At 72.8% G+C, this 17,778-nt stretch carries 13 protein-coding genes, 1 tRNA gene and 1 pseudogene; 4 read left to right on the top strand and 11 right to left on the bottom strand.

Annotated features, from left to right (window positions below; all coding sequences use genetic code 11):
• Positions 1–122: 122 nt before the first annotated feature.
• From OG389_RS21410 to OG389_RS21400, 3 genes are all read right to left on the bottom strand, one after another.
• Positions 123–632, bottom strand: a complete 510-nt coding sequence (locus tag OG389_RS21410; RefSeq protein ID WP_328300077.1) for a SigE family RNA polymerase sigma factor — start codon at positions 630–632, stop codon at positions 123–125.
• 66 nt (positions 633–698) lie between these two features.
• Entirely contained in the window at positions 699–1,220 is a 522-nt protein-coding gene (locus tag OG389_RS21405) for a GNAT family N-acetyltransferase (RefSeq protein WP_328300076.1), read from the bottom strand.
• Between the two features lie 117 nt (positions 1,221–1,337).
• Positions 1,338–2,495: a serine hydrolase domain-containing protein gene (locus OG389_RS21400; protein ID WP_328303964.1), complete on the bottom strand. Its 1,158-nt coding sequence runs from the start codon at positions 2,493–2,495 to the stop codon at positions 1,338–1,340.
• Positions 2,496–2,828: 333 nt separating this feature from the next.
• On the opposite strand from OG389_RS21400, the gene OG389_RS21395 reads away from it, so the two are divergent.
• A complete protein-coding gene (locus OG389_RS21395) occupies positions 2,829–4,598 on the top strand; it encodes a hypothetical protein (RefSeq protein WP_328303962.1) in 1,770 nt (589 codons plus the stop codon).
• On the opposite strand, the gene OG389_RS21390 is transcribed toward OG389_RS21395, so the two are convergent.
• Positions 4,566–7,025 carry an NB-ARC domain-containing protein gene (locus OG389_RS21390; RefSeq protein ID WP_328300075.1) on the bottom strand — a complete coding sequence of 820 codons (2,460 nt, stop codon included), beginning with the start codon at positions 7,023–7,025 and terminating at the stop codon, positions 4,566–4,568. The genes OG389_RS21395 and OG389_RS21390 overlap by 33 nt on opposite strands.
• A gap of 373 nt (positions 7,026–7,398) precedes the next feature.
• Between OG389_RS21390 and OG389_RS21385 the strand changes: the two genes are divergently transcribed.
• Positions 7,399–7,863: a hypothetical protein gene (locus OG389_RS21385; protein WP_328300074.1), complete on the top strand. Its 465-nt coding sequence runs from the start codon at positions 7,399–7,401 to the stop codon at positions 7,861–7,863.
• Positions 7,864–7,870: 7 nt separating this feature from the next.
• Positions 7,871–8,101 carry a hypothetical protein gene (locus OG389_RS21380; RefSeq protein ID WP_328300073.1) on the top strand — a complete coding sequence of 77 codons (231 nt, stop codon included), beginning with the start codon at positions 7,871–7,873 and terminating at the stop codon, positions 8,099–8,101.
• 620 nt (positions 8,102–8,721) lie between these two features.
• Here the strand turns inward: OG389_RS21380 and OG389_RS21375 are convergent.
• The 3 genes and pseudogenes from OG389_RS21375 to OG389_RS21365 all read right to left on the bottom strand — a co-directional run.
• Positions 8,722–8,889 (bottom strand): annotated as a pseudogene (locus tag OG389_RS21375) (RNase A-like domain-containing protein); the annotation flags it as partial.
• A gap of 25 nt (positions 8,890–8,914) precedes the next feature.
• Complete coding sequence (locus OG389_RS21370; protein WP_328300072.1) at positions 8,915–9,487, bottom strand: hypothetical protein; 573 nt, start codon at positions 9,485–9,487, stop codon at positions 8,915–8,917.
• 8 nt (positions 9,488–9,495) lie between these two features.
• Positions 9,496–9,849 (bottom strand): RNase A-like domain-containing protein, encoded by a 354-nt coding sequence (locus OG389_RS21365; RefSeq protein WP_328300071.1) that lies wholly within the window; start codon positions 9,847–9,849, stop codon positions 9,496–9,498.
• A 319-nt stretch (positions 9,850–10,168) separates the two neighbouring features.
• Here OG389_RS21365 and OG389_RS21360 point away from each other — a divergent pair, with 319 nt between their 5' ends.
• On the top strand, positions 10,169–10,972 hold the full coding sequence (locus OG389_RS21360; protein WP_328300070.1) for a hypothetical protein: 804 nt from the start codon (positions 10,169–10,171) through the stop codon (positions 10,970–10,972).
• Positions 10,973–11,159: 187 nt separating this feature from the next.
• Here OG389_RS21360 and OG389_RS21355 read toward each other — a convergent pair.
• The 4 genes from OG389_RS21355 to tmk all read right to left on the bottom strand — a co-directional run bounded on the left by OG389_RS21355 (position 11,160) and on the right by tmk (position 17,749).
• A tRNA-Thr gene (locus tag OG389_RS21355) sits at positions 11,160–11,233 on the bottom strand.
• Positions 11,234–11,379: 146 nt separating this feature from the next.
• Positions 11,380–12,951, bottom strand: a complete 1,572-nt coding sequence (locus tag OG389_RS21350; protein ID WP_328300069.1) for an alpha/beta hydrolase — start codon at positions 12,949–12,951, stop codon at positions 11,380–11,382.
• A gap of 191 nt (positions 12,952–13,142) precedes the next feature.
• A complete protein-coding gene (locus OG389_RS21345; RefSeq protein ID WP_328300068.1) occupies positions 13,143–14,354 on the bottom strand; it encodes a DNA polymerase III subunit delta' in 1,212 nt (403 codons plus the stop codon).
• 143 nt (positions 14,355–14,497) lie between these two features.
• Entirely contained in the window at positions 14,498–17,749 is a 3,252-nt protein-coding gene (gene tmk, locus OG389_RS21340) for a dTMP kinase (protein WP_328300067.1), read from the bottom strand.
• Between the last annotated feature and the right edge of the window lie 29 nt (positions 17,750–17,778).

Raw genomic sequence — 17,778 nt, 5'->3', positions numbered from 1 at the left:
CGAGGGCAAAGGAGAGGAAGAGGAAGAGGGAGAAGGAACAGCGGCCCCGCCGGAGCGGACCAGCACTCAGTGCTCAGGGCTCGGCGATCCGCGCCCGGCGCCCAGCACTCAGTGCTCAGCACTCAGCGCTCAGCGAACTCCGTGATCGAGCCGCCCAGTTGCTCCCGCAGCCGGGCCAGCGCGCGCGAACTCCGGGTGCGGACCGCCGCCGAGCTGACGTTCATCGCGTCGGCGGTCTCCTCGACGCTGCGGTCCTCCCAGTACCGCAGCACCAGCACCGCCCGGTCCTTCGGCGCCAGCCGGCCCAGCGCCTGCAGCAGGGTCAGCCGCAGCACCGGGTCGCCGTCGGCCGCCGCGACCGGATCGGGGAACTCCCCGACCGGGCGCTCCCCCGTCGACCGGCGGCGCTGGTGCGTCAGAAAGGCCCGTACCAGCACCGTTTGCGCGTACGCCGCGGGATTGTCTATCCGCGTGATGCGCCCCCAGATCAGGTACATGCGCCCCAGGGTCTCCTGTACGAGATCCTCCGCGAGGTGGGTGTCACCGCTCGTCAGCAGACAGGCCGACCGGTACAGGTGCGCCGATCTGCCCGTCGCGAACTCACGGAACCCGTCTCTGCGACCCTGCCGCATCCGCTCCCCCTCGCGTCCGTCTCACCCCAACGACGCGACGGGGCCGCCGGAATGTTGCAGCCTTCCTCAAACCTTTTCCGAGAGATCGTGGAAGTACATGTGGAACTCCTCGCGGACGAAGCCCTCCGCCTCGTACAGGCCCTGCGCGAGGTGGTTGTCGTACGCCGTCTCCAGCTGCACGCCCGACACCCCGGCCTCCCGCGCCCGGCGCAGCACCTCGCGCAGCAGCGCGCGGCCCGCGCCCGTACGCCGGCCGGCCGGGGCCACGTACAGGTCGCCCAGCAGCCACGCGGGACGCATCGCCAGCGAGGAGAAGATCGGGTAGACCTGGGTGAAGCCGACCGTGCCGGCCCCCGGGACCTCGGCGAGCAGGACGAAGGAATCGCCGGCCCCGATCCGTTCCGCCAGGAAGGCGCGCGGGCGCTCCGGGTCCTCGACCTCCACCTCGTAGAACTCCAGGTAGCCGCGGAAGAGCTCGGCGGCGACGTCCAGATCCGCCTCGCCCGCCTCGCGCAGGAGCACCGCGGCCGGGCCGTCGGCCAGGTCCTCGTCCACCCGCGCCTCGTCCGGCGTCGTCCGACCGTTCATATCGCTCTCCCTAGTCCACTCCCGCGCGCCGTTCCCCATTGTGCGCGGGCGGACACAGGGGCTCCCAGCCGCCCTGCGCTACGGCGGCTGGGAGTGCGGGAGCGGCGTCCTGAGGTTTCAGTGGTCCCCGGTGACGGGCTGCGCCGGCAGGGTGTAGACGTGCTCCGGGCTGACGATCTTGGTGATCGCCTCTCCGAAGAGGGTGCTCGGCTCCTCTCCCCGGGCGGAGATGTCGGTGTTGAGCAGCACGACGAGCGTGGCCTTCGTCCGCGGGTCGTACACGGTCAGCGACTGGTAGCCGGGCAGGGAGCCGTTGTGCCCGATCCAGCCCTGGACGTTGAAGATGCCCAGTCCGTAGCCGGTGCCCGGGAGGGCCGGTACGACCTTGAGGCGCTGGGCCTGGGTGGCGGGGGTGAGGAGCTCACCCGTGGCCAGCACCTTGGCCCACTGCCGCAGGTCGGTGAGGTCGGAGATCATCGCGCCCGCCGCCCAGCCCCAGGAGGGGTTCCAGTCGGCGGCGTCCTCGGTCTTCCCGGAGGCCGTCTGGTCCGTGTAGCCCTGGGCATGCGGCTTCGGGAACTCGGCGCCGACCGGGAAGAGCGTGTGCTTCAGCCCGGCGGGTTCGACGACCTCCTGGTTGATGTAGTCGGCCAGCGTCCGTCCGCTGATCTTCTCCACCACGAGCCCGAGCAGGATGAGGTTGGTGTTGCAGTAGTAGAACTTCGCGTTCGGCTCGAAGAGCACCGGGTGCTTGAAGGAGTACTCGAGCAGCTGCTGCGGAGTGAAGGGCCGCCGGGGATCGCTGGTCAGAGCCTTGAAGAAGTCCTCGTCGGCGGAGTAGTTGAACAGCCCGCTGCGCATTCCGGCCAGCTCGCGCAAGGTGATGCGGTCGCCGTTGGGCACCCCGTCGACGTACTTGCCGATGGGGTCGTCCAGCCCGATCTTCCTCGCGTCGACCAGCTTCAGCATCGCGGTCACGGTGAAGGTCTTGGTCTCGCTGCCGATCCGCATGTTGAGGGCGTCGGTCATCGGCGCGCCGGTGGCCTTGTCGGCCACCCCGAAGGTCCGTACGTACTCGCCCTTGCCCGGCGCCGACAGGGCCACTTGCACCCCGGGCACCTTGGCCTCGGCCATCACCTTCCGGACCGCGGCGTCCAACTGCCGCGCCACGGCGGGGGTGAGCTGCGGAAACTCGTCGGAGGCGGCCCCACTGCTCGCCGCCGGAGGTGTCGGGGCGTCCACCGCGTACCCGGCACCGGCCCCCAGGGGCACCATGAGGAGCCCCACCGCGGCTGCTCCCACAGCCGCCCTGCGCAACCGTGTCGTGCTCACCCGTCCAACGTAGCCCCGGGCCGGGGGCCCGGCGACCGCAGCGGGCGGGGTACCCCAGTACCGTGTACCGGGCGCCGGTCCGGCAGGCTTCTGCCGGCGGGCGGCAACTGGCCAGTCCGCACGGGATGCGATAGGGGCACGGTGGAGCGATCCGCGATCCGCGATCCGCGATCCGCGATCCGCGATCCGCGATCCGCGATCCGCGATCCGCGATCCGCGATCCGCGATCCGCGATCCGTGAAGCGGGCGGGCAGCACGTAGTTTTCCGGGGTGGCCATGCACACCACCCCGCCTAGCGCCGCCGGACCGGCCGCCGCCGGGGCCCGGGCGGACGCCGGCGGCGACGCGGGCGCCGACGCCGACACCGACCGCTGGGCCACGTTCCGCGCCGAACGCACCCTGGTCGTCGCCGCCCGTACCGTCACCTCGACCGTGCGCGTCCTCGAGTGCCTGCCGGCCCTCGTGCGCGACGACGGCCGCATCTGCGTCGTCTTCGCCCACGACCCCACGTCGGCCTTCAGCGAAGGGGTCCCCGACCTCCTCCACGACGCCGGCTGCCGCGTCATCCCCTGGGACCGGATCCCCGCGGCCGCCCCCGACCTCATCCTCTCCGCCAGCGAGAACATCGACGTCCCCGCCGGCGACTGCCCCGTCCTCGTCCTCCCGCACGGCGTCGGCTTCCAGAAACTGGTCCCCGACTCGCGCTCCTCCCGGGTCCGCCTGTCCGGGCTGGTCCCCGACGCCCTCCTCGAAGCCGGCCGCGCCTGGCTCGCCGTCTCCCACCCCGGCCAGGAGGAGCAGCTGCGGGCCGCGCATCCCAAGACCGCCGGGCACACCCTGCTCGTCGGCGACCCCTGCTTCGACGAGCTCCTCGCCGGCCTGCCCCGGCGCCCCGCCCACCGGCGGGCCCTCGGGGTCGCGGACGACCGCCGGCTCGTCCTGATCAGCTCGACGTGGGCCCGGTCCTCCCTCATCGGCCAGGACCCGAAGCTGCCCGCGCGGCTGCTCGCCGCGCTGCCGTACGACGAGTACCGGGTCGCCCTGGTCCTCCACCCCAACGTCTGGTCCCGGCACGGAGCCTGGCAGCTGCGCACCTCCCAGCTGGCCTCCGCCCTCGACGCCGGCCTGCTCCTGATCCCGCCGGTCCACGACTGGCGGCCCGCGCTCGTCGCCGCCGACCTGGTGATCGGCGACCACGGATCGGTGACCCTGTACGGAGCCGCGCTCGGCGCCCCGGTGCTGCTGGGCGCCTTCGGCGAGGAGTCCGTCCCCGGCACGGCCGCCGCCTCGCTCGCCCGCCTCGCGCCCCGACTGGAGCCCGGCGCGCAGGGTACGGAGCTGGCGGCGCGGGTCACGGCGGCCATCGACGGGTACGAGCCCGGGCGCTACGCCCCCGTCGCACGGCAGGCCTTCGCCGAGCCGGGGCGGGCCCACGCCCGGCTGCGCGGCGCCCTGTACCGGCTGCTGCGGCTGGCGGAACCGGACTCCGCCCCGCCGCAGGCCCCGGCCCTCGCGCTGCCCGGACCTCCCCGCGCCACGCCCTGCACCGCCTGGCGGGTGAGCACCGAGGTCACCGCCGACACCGTCGGGGTACGCCGCTTCCCCGCGGCCGCCGGGGAGCCGGACCGGGACGACGTCGACTCCGCGTTCACGCACCTGGCCTGCGAGGACACCGAGCCGGACCGGCGCCTGACCGAGAGCGCCTCCGTGGTCACCGGCCGCGCCGCCGGGGACCCGGCACGCTGGATCGCGGACACCCTGGAGGCGTGGCCCGGTGCCGTGGTGGCGGCGGTGGCCGTGGCCGACGACACCGCCGCCGGCGGGCCGCCCGGGGCCGGCGGCGCCCTCGTCGGGTTGCGCGACGGCAGGACCCTGTCCGTCAGTGGCTCCGCGGACCCGGGGCTCGCCGCGGCCGCGGTGTACGCCCGCCTGCGCGCGGGACTGCCCCTCGCCGACGCGGAGGTGACCCTGCGGGCCGGCGCCGCCGGGGCGCGCAGCCCCGTACGCCTGCGCCTACGGCTCCAGGGCGCGCAGCCGCTCCCGTAGCGACCGGGCGAGCGGGCTGCCGCCCGCCTCGTGGATCTCCAGTGCCCGTGCCAGGTCCGCCGCGAGGTCCGTCCGGTCGCCGCCCGGCCGCTCCGCGAGGTCCGCCAGGGCCAGCAGCGCCTCGGCCTCGTAGTGCGCGGCCCCCTCCCGCGCGAGGAGCCGTACGGCCTCGCGCAGTTCGGCCGCCGCCCGCGCTCCGTCGCCGAGGTGGTCGTGGGCCCGGCCCAGTGCGATGCCCGCCCGGGCCGCCATCCGCCAATCCGGCTCCGCCCCGGCGAGGAAGGTCTCCCTCGCCCGGGTCAGGGTCTCCAGCGCCCGGGCCGGATCCCCGGCGGCGTCCTGCGCGCAGCCGAGGAAGAGCAGGGCGATGGCCGCGCCCCGGGCCTCGCCGGCCTCGGTGTTCAACTCCAGCGAGCGCTCGTACGCCTCGATGGCGCGGGACGGCTCGACGCGGTCCCGGTAGCGGCCGAGGAACTCCATGACGGAGGCCCGCAGCACGGTCCGGTCGGCCACCTCGGCGCAGGCCACCGCCTTCTCCAGCTCCGTACGCGCCTGCGCGAGCTCGCCCAGGTCCATCAGCGGCCGCGACAGCATGCTCCGCAGCCGCGCCTCGGCGGCCGGTACGAGGTCCTCGGCGGCGGCCGCGGCGCCCAGTTCGAGCGACTCGCGCCAGTCCCCGAGGTGGCGGCGGTACAGGAAGAGCGCGGTGAAGCCCTCCGCGAGCTGCCACACGGGCGTGCGCAGCCCGAGTCCGGAGGCCTCGCGCAGGACCGCGACGATCCCGGCCCGCTCCGCCTCCAGCCACTCCAGCGCCTCCTCGCGGCCGGCGCCGCCCCCGCGGAAGGGGCTCGGCTCCGGCCCGGGGTCGAAGTCGGCGATCCGCAGCCGCTCGGCGCGTACGGCCCGGTCGGCGTGGCCGACGCGTACGACGTAGCTCCGCGCGACCCGCTCCACGAGCTCCCGGTGGCTGCCCGGGCCCTCCTCCGCCTCGGCGCGCTCGCGCGCGTGCAGCCGTACGAGGTCGTGCATCCGGTAGCGCTGCTGTCCGTACTCCAGGAGCCGGGCGTCCTGGAGTACGTCGAGCAGCTCCAGGGTCTCCTCCGCGCCCAGGTCCGCGGCGGCGGCGGCCGTGCCCGCGTCGAAGCTCCGGCAGGGCAGCCGGCCCAGCCGCCGGTACAACCTGGCTTCCGAGGGCCCCAGTTGACGGTAGGCGGAATCGAAGACGGCGGAGACGGACACCGTGCTCTCCCCTCGGAGGGACATCGCTGACAGCCTGCGGGAATCGTCGGCCAGCTCCGCGGCGAGGTCCGCCAGGGTCAGCCGGCGGGTGGTCAGCAGCCGGGCCGCCACGATGTGCAGGGCCACGGGCAGTCCGCCGCACAGGGCGACGAGCCGTTCGGCCGCCCCGGGCTCGGCGGCGATCGCCCGCTCACCGCAGCGGTCGGCGAGGATCAGCAGCGCGCTCGCCGTGGTCAGCGGTTCCAGGTCCAGCGGGCGGGCCCCGTCGGCGAACAGCTCCGTGAGCCGGGCGCTGCTGCTCGTGACCACCAGCGCGCTGCCAGCGCCCCGCGGGATCAGCGCCCTGACCTGCGCGGGGTCGCTGACGTCGTCGAGCATGAGCAGCATCCGGCGGCCCGCGGACCGCTGCCGGTACAGCCGGGTGCGCTCGGCCAGCGAGTGCGGGAGGTACTCCTCCTCGACCCCCAGGGACCGCAGGCACATCCCGACGGCGGCCGAGACGTCGCCGCCGCCGGCCGGACCGCGCAGCGCGGCGAAGTCCACGTAGAGCTGCCCGTCCGGGAAGCGCGAACGCGAGGCGTGCGCCCAGCGGGTCGCCGTCGCGGTCTTCCCGACGCCGGGCGCTCCGCCCAGCAGGAGGACGCTGACGTGGTCGGCGCCTTCGGGGATCAGCCCGTCGATCTCAGCCAGTTCGCCGGTGCGGTTGTGGAAACGCGTGCGCAGCGCGGGGATCTCGTCGGGCACCTCGACGGGCTTGGCCGCCGGGACGTGGTAGTTGACCCCGCCGTGGATCACGGCTCCCTGGTACAGCCCGTACTGCGAACCGGAGTTGACCACCACCCCCGGCGGTCCACCGGGTTGGGCGAGGCCACCGAGCTCGCCGAGCAGCGTCCGCAGCTCCGTCTCGGCGCCGGGCCGCTCCAGGAGCACGCGGAGCAGCCCCTCAGGCCACGCGTCCTGACCGGCTCCGGCGAGCTCGTCGACCGCCGCGAGCTCCGCTCCTCGTGCTGGCTCCGCGCCGCCCTCGACGACCGGCTCGACGCCTTCCCCGCGGCGGCCGAGGAAACGTGCCACCCGGCCCTTGGCCGACTCCCAGCCGTCGGAGACCGCCAGCCCCACGAACTGCGCGGCCGCCGCCGCGGCAAGCGCCGCCAACTCCTCCACAGAGCCCCCCTCACGCGTCGCCACCGGCCGCCCCACGGTAAGGAGACGGCCCCGCCACGCCCCTGCATAGCCCACCCCCGGGCGCGCCGCCCCGGTTTCCCGCTCAATTGGCCCGATAGGCCCGCAGGAAGGCGGCCACACTGCCTTCGATCAGGTGGTCGGTGCCCTCCCTGGGCAGGCGGCGCTCGAAGAGCCCCAACGACCTGGACAACGGCGCCGAGCGCCTCGACGACACAACCGCAGGCCCACGGATCAACATCGAGGAGCGGTGGTCACGGCTGGTCAGCATGCCAATCTGTTGATCACTCTTCGTAGTGGACTCACTTCCCGGGCAGCACCCCCAACAGACGAGCAGGAGTTCCGATCTACAGACACACTCCGCCAGAAGGGGACACCGATGGGAAAGCTCTTCGCAGCCCGGATCATCATCACTCTCGCCGCGACGGCCACCCTGGCCGTCTTACCCACCGCCGAGGCGCACGCTGGCGCAATCGGTTCAACGCCCGTCGCCGGCTTCGACTACCAAGTCGGCGGCGTCACCATGACGGTTCCGACGGGCTGCATGTTCACCCACATCGTCCGCGGCGACGGCAAGAAGATCACTTACCAGAACGCCGGCGTCGACTGCGGATTCGTCGGCGCGCTCAACGCCGGCTTCTGCAACTGGCGCATCGACTTCACCTACGCGGACACCGACAACAAGACCTACCGCACCTCCCCCGGCAAGACGCACACCGAGTGCGAGATCCACCCGATGCGTGACAACAAGCCCCAGACACTGCCCCACTACGGCAAGGCATGCGCGCACCTCAACATCAACGGTGTTCGCCGGGTCAGCCAGTGCCACCACATCACGAAGTGAGCCGCACATGACCGCCCAACCCATTCCCGACGACCCCGCATGGGAAGCCAAACGCCGCCGCGCCGGCATCACCGCCTTCCTCACCGGCGCCGCCGCGTCCTTCGCCTTCTTCGCCTTCTTCCCCGGCCTCCCCCACGTCATCGACTGGGGCGCGATCCTTGCCTCCCTGGCCATCGGCGGGCTCGCCCGCTGGGCCTGGCGGTCCCACATGACGAGAAAGCACACCGCCCTCCGTTAAGGCCTCACGGATCGCCCAGGAAATCGGATCGCACCGACTCACCCCCGGCGCGGTCGCTGCCGGCCACCGCCTTCACAGCCAATTCCCCTCACCGAGCGGCCCGGTGCCGCCACGACCGACCTCCCTGGAAGGTCGGGCTTCCGCGTGCGCCCTGTGCCGTGACGCTCAGTCCGCCATCCCGAAAGAAGACCCGGATCGCCGAGATGACGTGCACCCGCCGAAATCAGCCGCACCAACCCCGACTGGTTCATCTTCCTCGTGGCCAGTCCGCCTCGATGAGCGATCCCATCGACGGCGGCGACGAAAGGGCCACGCCCGCCACGTCGCCAGAAGGCCAGGGCCTTCTCCGGCGGGTCAAGGTCCTCACGACTCCGGCTCAACCAGCCTCGACGAACTCCGAGAGGCTGCAGGGCGCATGGCGGAGCGTGCACGGCGCATGGCGCTCTTGGGGCCCGAGGAAGTCACGCAAGCGGCTGAGAACCTGACCGAGGGCATGCAGGAAGATGTCGAAGCCTCCACCCGGTTCATCCGGGCATCCCAAGCCGCGATAACAGCGGTCGACGGCCGCCCGGTTCACGCTGAGGCTGTAGCCGAGGCAACGGAGGAGTACAGGCAGCGCAGCGGCCGACCGGATCGGGACGGGAGGGCCAGGCCGCCTCGAGGGTGAGTCGGAGGCGGGTGCCCTGGGCGAGCCAGCGGTGGATGGCCTGCTCGTTACGGGTGATGACCTCCTGGGTGGCCCATTGGGCGGTTTCCCGGTCGGGGTAGGTGGCGGTTCGCGTCAGCACAGGGTCCCCCGTTGGGTCGGGAAGGTCAGAATGATTCGAACGTCCAGATCAGGGCGACTTCGGTGTCGTCGACCGCGAGCAGTCCCGCATCCCAGCGGCTCCGGCTGAATGGATTGGTCGCGTTGACCGGCTGCTCGTAAAAATTCGGTGCCTCGCCGTCCCAGCCGATGTTGGAGTAGAAACGGGTGCCGACAGGAAACCGAGAGAGCAGCAACTGAGCGCGGCGTTCCATCTCCGGTTGCCGCTCGTTGAAATCCCATGTCTTCGCCGCGTCCATGCCGACGATTGCAAGAAGGACCATCAGTGATGTGGCCGAGGAGCGTGGCAGCTCATCGACGGAATGCCGGAACCGAGCCACGTCGGCCGGATGGGTGGGGGGCTCGATCCAGGCGAACGTCTCGACCTCGCGGTCGACCTCCTCCTCGTAGGGATCGAGGGACGCCCAACCCCGGGGATCAGCGGTTTCACCACGCATGATCGCTGCAACATCGAACCACCACTCCGCGTGCTCGCGGGGAGCAACGGCCGCAAAGGCCCAGCGGTCCTCGTACAGCCCGAGTCCGTCTGCCCAGCCTTCCGCGGTGAGGTCGTGCATCATTCGCTCCATTATTCCGGCATCGACGTGAGGACGACGAACGGCGGGTTGAGGTTCGGGTCGTACTTGATTCGAGTGCTCACGCCATGGGCATCGTGGACGGGTCCTGCATAGGACGCGCTCGCCTTCTCCGAGGTCCGGCCTGTTACCGCGTTTCCTTGAAGTGGGCCTTCCAGCGGTACCGACGACACCTGGAACGATCTCGAAGCGGGGCTGGGCGGCGGATTCTTCAGCCAGTCCTGGATCTCAGCCGTGTTCTGGCGGATGCAGTACTGGGTGTACTTTTGAGCCGATTCCACGTCGGGGAAGCTGGAAATCGTGTCGAACACGCTCGGGCACAGCGACACCCGGATCACGCGCGACATCTACCAGAGCGTGCTCCCCCACGTCGGCAAGAGCGCCGCCGAGGCCACCAGCTGGTCCCCCTCCGACGGAGAGCCGAGGCAGAAGAGGCCGCGCGCAAGGCAGCCAAGAAGGCCAAGGCCCAGGTCGAGGCCAGGGCCAGGGCCAAGGTCAAGAAGAAGAGCGTGCGGAAGAAGCCACGGAAGTAGGGCTGGGAACCGCTTCGCTGACGCGGCAGCGAATCCGCCCAGGCTCGCGTCACCCGGCGGCGCTTCGCCCCTGAACGGCTCTGGCACGATGCGTGGTTTCCAAGTGCCGGTTGGGCCGACATGATGGGCTGCCGTGAAGGACTTAGTGATTCCTCTCCTAGTCGCGGTGATCGGGTTGGCTGCAACCGGGCTGGGCGCCATTGTCGGAGCCCGATCAACCCGGTTCGGCGCTGAAAAAAATGCCGAGACTGTACGGCGACAGGTCCAGGACCAGGGCGCCGTGGAGCATGGCCATTGGCTTCGGCAGCAGCGGCTCAGTACGTACGAGAGCTTCCTCGAAGCATGGGACGAGTGCCTGCGTATCACTCAGGCACCCGTAGATGTCCCCGACCCTGGCTCGACAGGCCTCGACGAACTCAGAGAGGCTGCAGGGCGCATGGCGGAGCGTGCACGGCGAATCGCGCTCTTGGGGCCCGAGGAAGTCACGCAAGCGGCTGAGAACCTGACCGAGGGCATGCAGGAAGATGTCGAAGCCTCCACCCGGTTCATCCGGGCATCCCAAGCCGCGATAACAGCGGTCGACGGCCGCCCGGTTCACTCTGAGGCTGTGGCCGAGGCAACGGAGGAGTACAGGCAGCGCAGCGCACAGCTGGCTGGGCTCATGGATGCCTATCGTGATCAGGGGCGGAATCTAAGCGATCTTGATGGTCACCCCCTGTTGACGGAAGTGATGCAGAGCATCGCGCAGTTCCGGCAGGTTTCTGGAGAAGCACAGGGAGCGCTACAGGAGAACGTCGAGCGGCTCTCGGCGACCCTAGGCGAGGCCGAAGCGATGCTGGATGTGCTCACGCGCAACAAGGAAGCCCGGGAACTCAGCCGGGAGCGTTTCACGAGCGCGGCACGTCAGGCACTGGGCACGCCGCCTACGCCCGCGTAGGCGTCCGGATCGGGAGCGGCACCAGGCTCCCCGGCCTGACCACCGGCCTACGCGCCGGGAGCGATGCGGCCGCAGCAAGGGGAAGGCCGGACAGTTGTGCGGAAGCCCCGGTCGGCGCATCCGCCGACTGACCCCGGAAATAGCAAAACCCCCAGGTCACGGCGAGTGAGTCCTAGGGGTTCTACAGAGCCGCCTTCGGGATTCGAACCCGAGACCTACGCATTACGAGTGCGTTGCTCTGGCCAGCTGAGCTAAGGCGGCACCGCTGGGAAGACAAGAATTTCCCTGGTGGGAGCCTCTCATCAGCAGCGGCGCCAAGTCTACAGGGTTAAACGGGGTGCCCCGAACAAGGTCGTCGAGGGGGCGGCGCGGTGTCGGCGCGGGCTCAGTGCGCGCTCAGTTCGGGGTCAGCACTTCTTGCCGTCGTTCGGCGCGGCGCCCTGCAGGAGGTAGCGGTTGATCGCCGAGTCGATGCAGTCGCTGCCGCGGCCGTACGCCGTGTGGCCGTCGCCGTCGTAGGTCAGCAGGACACCCGAGTCGAGCTGGGCGGCCAGGGCCTGGGCCCACTTGTACGGGGTCGCCGGGTCGCGCGTGGTGCCGACCACCACGATGGGCGAGGCACCCTTCGCGTTCAGCGCGCGGGCCGTGCCAGTGGCCTTCGTCGGCCAGTACGTGCAGTTCAGCGAGGCCCAGGCGAGGCCCGGGCCGAAGACCGGGGAGGCCTTCTCGAAGGAGGGCACCGCCTTCTCGACGCCTCCAGGGCCGTCGAAGGCCGGCGGCTGGTCGAGGCAGTTCACGGCGGCGTTCGCGGCCATGAGGTTGGCGTACCTGCCGTCCGGCTCGCGCTCGTAGTAGCTGTCGGCGAGCGCCAGCAGGCCATTGCCGTCGTTGTCCTTGATCGCGGAGGTGAGCGCCTCGCGCAGCTGCGGCCAGGAGTTCTCGTCGTACAGCGCGGCGATCACCCCGGTCGTCGCCAGGGACTCTCCGAGGGCCGGGCGGGCCCGGTCGGTGGTGGGCACCGGCTGGGCGTCGACCTTGCGGAAGAACTCCTTCAGGCGCTCCGCCACCGCTTCCGGGGTGCCCTGGCCGAGCGGGCAGTCGGGCTGCTTCGCGCAGTCCGCCGCGAAGGCGCGGAAGGCCGTCTCGAAGCCCGCGGTCTGGTCCCGGTTCAGTTCGAGCGCGGGGCGGGACGGATCCATCGCCCCGTCCAGGACCAGCCGGCCGACCCGGCCCGGGAAGAGGTCGGCGTACGTCGCGCCGAGGAAGGTGCCGTACGAGGCTCCGACGTAACTCAGCTTCTCGTCCCCCAGCGCCGCACGCAGCACGTCCATGTCCCGGGCGGCGTCGACCGTGGACACGTGCGGCAGGATCCGCTGCGAGTGCGCCTGGCAGGCCGCCGCGAACTCCTTGAAGGAAGCCACCAGCAGGACCTGCTCCGCCGGGGTGTCCGGGGTCTGGTCCACCTGCGTGTACTTGTCCATGGCCGGGCCGGTCAGACATTCCACCGGGCTGCTGCGGTCCACCCCGCGCGGGTCGAAGGAGACCATGTCGTACGCGGCGCGGACCGGCGCCGGGTATCCGATGCCCGCGTACGCCTGGAGGTACCCGATGCCGGAGCCGCCCGGGCCTCCCGGGTTCACCACCAGCGAGCCGAGCCGCTTGGAGGGGTCAGTGGCCTTGCGGCGGGCCACCGCGATGTCGATGTCGCCGGACCCGGGGTTCTCGTAGTCCAGCGGGGCCTTCATGGTGGTGCAGTCGAAGCCGGGGACACCGCACTCGCGCCAGCTCAGCTTCTGGTCGTAGTACGGGCGCAGCGCGGCCGGGATCCCGGTCGACGCGGCCGACGGCGCGGCGGAACCCCCGCTGGACGACGCGGCGGCGCGGGGTCCTCCCGAACCGCCCGACGTGCACCCGGAGAGCAGTAGCCCCGCAGCGGCGATCACGGTTCCGGTGGTGCGCAGCAGGCGGCTGGTGTCCATCCTCGGAGCCTACGGCCTGCGGGCATGCCCGGTGCGGTGGCCGCGCACGGCGGGCGGCGGACGGCCGCCCGGGCGCGGGCCGCCACCCCGCACGGACCGGCGCCGTCCCGGAGGCAACACCCGTGCCCCTCGAACGGGTGATGCCGTCAACGTGAGTTGAAAGCCCGCGCTCGGCAGCGCCTCAGCCCGCCTCAGCCCGCCCGCAGGGACATCGTCATCGCCTCGACCGCGAGCAGCGGGGCCACATTGCGGTCCAGGGCCTGCCGGCACGCGATGATCGCCTCGATGCGCCGCAAGGTGCGCTCGGGGCCCGACTCGCGGGCGATCCGGTCCAGGTCGTGCCGTATCTCCTCGTTCGCGATGGCCAGCGAGGAGCCGAGCTGCAAGGCCAGTACGTCCCGGTAGAAGCCGGTGAGGTCGGTCAGCGCCAGGTCGAGGGTGTCGCGCTGCGTACGCGTGCGCCGCCGCTTCTGCCGGTCCTCCAGCTCCTTCATCACGCCCGCCGTGCCGCGCGGCATCCGCCCGCCCGTACCGGCTCCGGCGCCGAGCGCGGCCCTCAGCTCCTCGGTCTCCTTGACGTCGACCTCTTCCGCGACCTGCTTGGCATCCTCGGCGGCGGCGTCCACCAGCTCCTGCGCCGCCTTGAGGCAGCCGCCCACGTCGTCCACGCGCATCGGCAGCTTGAGCACGGTGGCCCGCCGGGAGCGGGCCGCCTCGTCGGTGGCGAGCCGACGGGCCCGGCCGATGTGCCCCTGGGTCGCCCGGGCGGCGGCCTGCGCGACGGCCGGCTCGATGCCGTCGCGCCGGACCAGCACCTCGGCGACGGCGGAAACCGGCGGGGTGCGCAGCGTCAGGTGCCGGCAGCGGGAGCGGATGGTGGGCAGCACGTCCTCCAGCGAGGGAGCGCACAGCAGCCACACGGTCCGCGGCGCGGGCTCCTCCACGGCCTTGAGCAGCACGTTGCCCGCGCCCTCCGTCAGCCGGTCGGCGTCCTCCAGGACGATGACCTGCCAGCGCCCGACGGCCGGCGAGAGCTGCGCCCGGCGGACCAGGGCCCGGGTGTCCTTGACGCCGATGGACAGCTGATCGGTACGCACGATCTCCACATCGGCGTGCGTGCCGATCACGGTGGTGTGGCAGCCGTCGCAGAAACCGCAGCCCGGCGCACCGCCGAGGGCCCGGTCGGGGCTGGTGCACTGGAGAGCGGCCGCGAAGGCCCGGGCGGCCGTTGCCCGTCCGGATCCGGGGGGGCCGGTGAACAGCCAGGCGTGCGTCATCTTCGAGGCGGCCGGCGCCGCGACCCCCGCCTCGATGGCGGTGACCAGGGCGTCGGCGTCGAGGGCGGCGGCGGCCAGCTGCGTCTGGACCCGCTCCTGTCCCACCAGGTCGTCCCATACGGGCATCCCGCCCACCACCCTTCCCCTCGCGTACCGTCCGTGCCTGCTCACCCAGTGTGGCGGCTCCCACTGACAATCCCCGCCAGCCCACCGCCACCACCGGCACCGCCACCACCGGCACCGGCACCGGCAGCTCCGTCCCCAGCGCCTCAGCGGCGCCGCGGCCCCCGGCCCTGGTCGTCCTCGTCGTCATGGCGCGGGCCCAGCAGCTCGTCCGCCAGCGTCGGCAGATCGTCCAGCGGGGTCTCCTCCGCCCAGTCCGAGCGGGCCCGGCGCGGCCGGCCGTCCTCGCCCAGGACAGGCAGCTCGCGGGTCGCGTCGCTGCCCGCGTCGCGGAAGATGTCCGGCGGGACCCGGTCGGCCGGGTTCTCCGCGGGGCGTCGGGTCGTCGGCCGCGACGCGGAGTACGAGGCCCTGGGCGCCCGCGGAGCCTCCGCGCCGGCACCCGTACCCGTACCCGAATCGCCGCCGGCACCGGCACCACCGGAACCCGTCGGGCGTACCGGGGGCAGTACGGCCGTCTCGTCGGCCGGGCCCGTCGCGCGGACCGGCGGCAGCACCGAGGTCTCCGCGGCCGGATCGGCCTTCGGGACCGGGACCGTCTGGGTGACGTCGTCCGGCTGCACGACCCGCTTGACGACCGGAGTCTCGATCGTCACGGCCTCGTCGCGCTGCGGTTCCTTGCGCAGATCGGCCGTAGGCGCTGGCGCGGCGGCGGCCGCGGTGGCGGTGGGAGCCGGAGCGGCGGCCGCAGCAGCGGCCGGCACGGAAGCCGACGCGGCTGCCGCCGAAGCGGCCGCCACGGAGGCAGCCGCCGCCCCGGCCGCCGCGGCAGCGGCCAGCCGCCGCGCCTCCTCGGCCTTCAGCAGGGCCTCCTCGGCCCTGCGCTGCTTCTCCAGCCGGCGCTCCTCGGCCTCGGCGCGCAGCCGGGACTCCTCCTCCGCCTGCTTGCGCAGCCGCTCCTGCTCCACCGCGCGGGCCTTCTCCTCGGCCTCCAGCCGCAGCCGCTCTGCCTCGGCCCGCTCGCGGGCCTCCTCCTCGGCGCGCAGCCTCTCCTCGTGCTCCTTGCGGGCGGCCTCGGCCTCGGCCCTGACCCGGGCCTCCTCCGCCTCGCGGGCCTTGCGGGCCTCTTCCTCTGCCAGCAGCCGCGCTTCCTCGGCCTTGCGCGCCGCCTCTTCCTCGGCCTTGCGCTTCGCCTCCTCCTCGGCACGCCGCCGGGCCTCCGCCTGCGCGGCCACCTCGGCCTCCGAGAGCGGGAGCATCCGGTCCAGGCGGTGGCGCACGACGGTGCTGACGGACTCCGGGTCCTGGCCCGCGTCGACCACCAGGTAGCGCCCGGGGTCGGCCGCGGCCAGCGTCAGGAATCCGGCCCGCACCCGCTGGTGGAACTCCGCCGGTTCCGACTCCAGCCGGTCCGGTGCCTCCGTGAACCGCTCCCGGGCCGCCTCCGGCGACACGTCGAGCAGCACGGTCAGATTCGGTACGAGCCCGTCCGTGGCCCAGCGCGAGATCCGGGCGATCTCGGTCGGCGACAGATCGCGGCCGGCGCCCTGGTACGCCACCGAGGAGTCGACGTAGCGGTCGGTGATGACGACGGCGCCGCGCTCCAGGGCGGGCCGTACGACGGTGTCCACGTGCTCGGCCCGGTCGGCCGCGTACAGCAGGGCCTCGGCACGGTTCGACAGACCGGCGGAGGACACGTCGAGCAGGATCGAGCGCAGCCGCTTGCCGACCGGGGTCGCCCCGGGCTCGCGCGTGACGACGACCTCGTGTCCCTTGTCCCGTATCCAGTCGGCCAGTGCCTGGACCTGGGTGGACTTGCCGGCGCCGTCGCCGCCCTCCAGGGCGATGAAGAACCCGGCATCCGACGCGGCCTGGACCGGCTCCCCGCCGCGCAGGGCCTCGCGCAGGTCGCGGCGCAGCGGTACGCCGCTGCGGTCGTCGGCCTTGGCCAGTACGACGACGGCGACCGGCAGCAGCAGGGCTCCGACCAGCATCAGCGTGAAGGCCGCGCCGCCGTGCGCGAACACGACCTCGCCGGCGGCCAGCCGGTGCGGGCCGATCAGGGCGGCGAGCAGCGGTGCGGCCATGGCGCCGACGGCTACGGCGACCCGGACGACGGCCTGCAGGTGCGCGGTGACCCGGGTCCGGCGGAACTCCTCGGTCTCCTGGTCCAGCAGCGTGTGCCCGGTGCTGGCGGCGACGCCCGAGGCGGCCCCCGCGAGCAGCGACAGGAACACCACGGTGGAGGTGTCCGGAACCAGCCCCGTCAGCAGCAGCGCGAGCCCGGCCACCGCGATGGCCAGGGCCAGCAGGCGGCGCCGGGACAGGGCGGGGAGGACCTTGCCGGCCTGGGTGGCCCGGATGCCGACGGCGGTGCCACCGAGCAGGGCCAGTACGAACAGCGAGAACGCGGCCGTTCCGCCCCCCAGATCGGTGGCGTGCAGGACCGCGACGGCGGCGGCGGAAGCAACGGCTCCGGCGACGGCCGCGCAGGCGAGGACGAACAGCGGGACGGCCCCCGTCCGCCCCTTCTCCGGCTGGTCCCCCGCCCTGGGCGCGCGCAGCCCCTCCAGCGGCGAGCGCGGCCGCGGGGTCTTCGTCGCGGGCAGCACCAGCGGCAGCAGCAGCGACACGGACGCCGCGAAGAGTCCGGAGGCCACGTAGGAACCGAGCGCCGCCTGGTTCTCGGCGAACCAGCCGATGCCGAGGCCGAGCGCCTTGCCGACGAGGGTCGCGGCGAGGAGCGCGGCCGCGGCGACGGGCATCGCGGCGAAAGAGGTACGCAGGTTCAGCCGGCGCAGCGCGTCCAGGTGGTCCGGCAGCGGCCGTACGGTCGCCCCCTCCGGCGGCGGCCCCGGCAGCAGACCGGGCGCGGCACTGTCCTTGGCCAGCGCCCACAGCCGCTCGGCGGCGCCGGAGACGAAGACGGTCGCGAGCAGGGCGGTCAGCGCGTGGGCGCCGATCCAGTCGAGCCACAGCGGGGCCACGACGAAGAGCCCGAGCCGGATCCCGTCGGCGCCGATCATCGTCCAGCGGCGGTCCAGCGCGCCGCCGGGGGCGGTGAGCTTGGACAGGGGTCCGAGCAGGACCGCGCCGAAGAGGGTGGTGGACAGGACGCGGACGCCGAAGACGGCGGCGACGGCGAGGGCCCAGCCGGTGTACCCCCCGCCGAAGGAGTCCTGGTCCACGGCCGCCTGGAAGGCGAGCAGCACCAGGACCAGCAGGGCGAGGGCGTCACCGATGCCGCTCACCAGCTGGGCGCTCCACAGCCGGCGCAGCCTGGGGGTGCGCAGCAGGGCGCGCACCGCCCGCTCGCGGGAGTCCGCGGCGAGGGCTTCGTCGTAGGTGGGGGCGGTGGCGGTGGCGGTCACGACCGTTGGCTGCTCGGCTCGCGTCATCCGCCCAGCCTATCCGCTGCGCCATGCGG

It is taken from the genome of Streptomyces sp. NBC_00435 (assembly GCF_036014235.1).
Lineage (GTDB): Bacteria > Actinomycetota > Actinomycetes > Streptomycetales > Streptomycetaceae > Streptomyces.
Note: the sequence above shows the minus strand (reverse complement) of the source record. Positions and strands in the feature narration are given on the sequence as shown.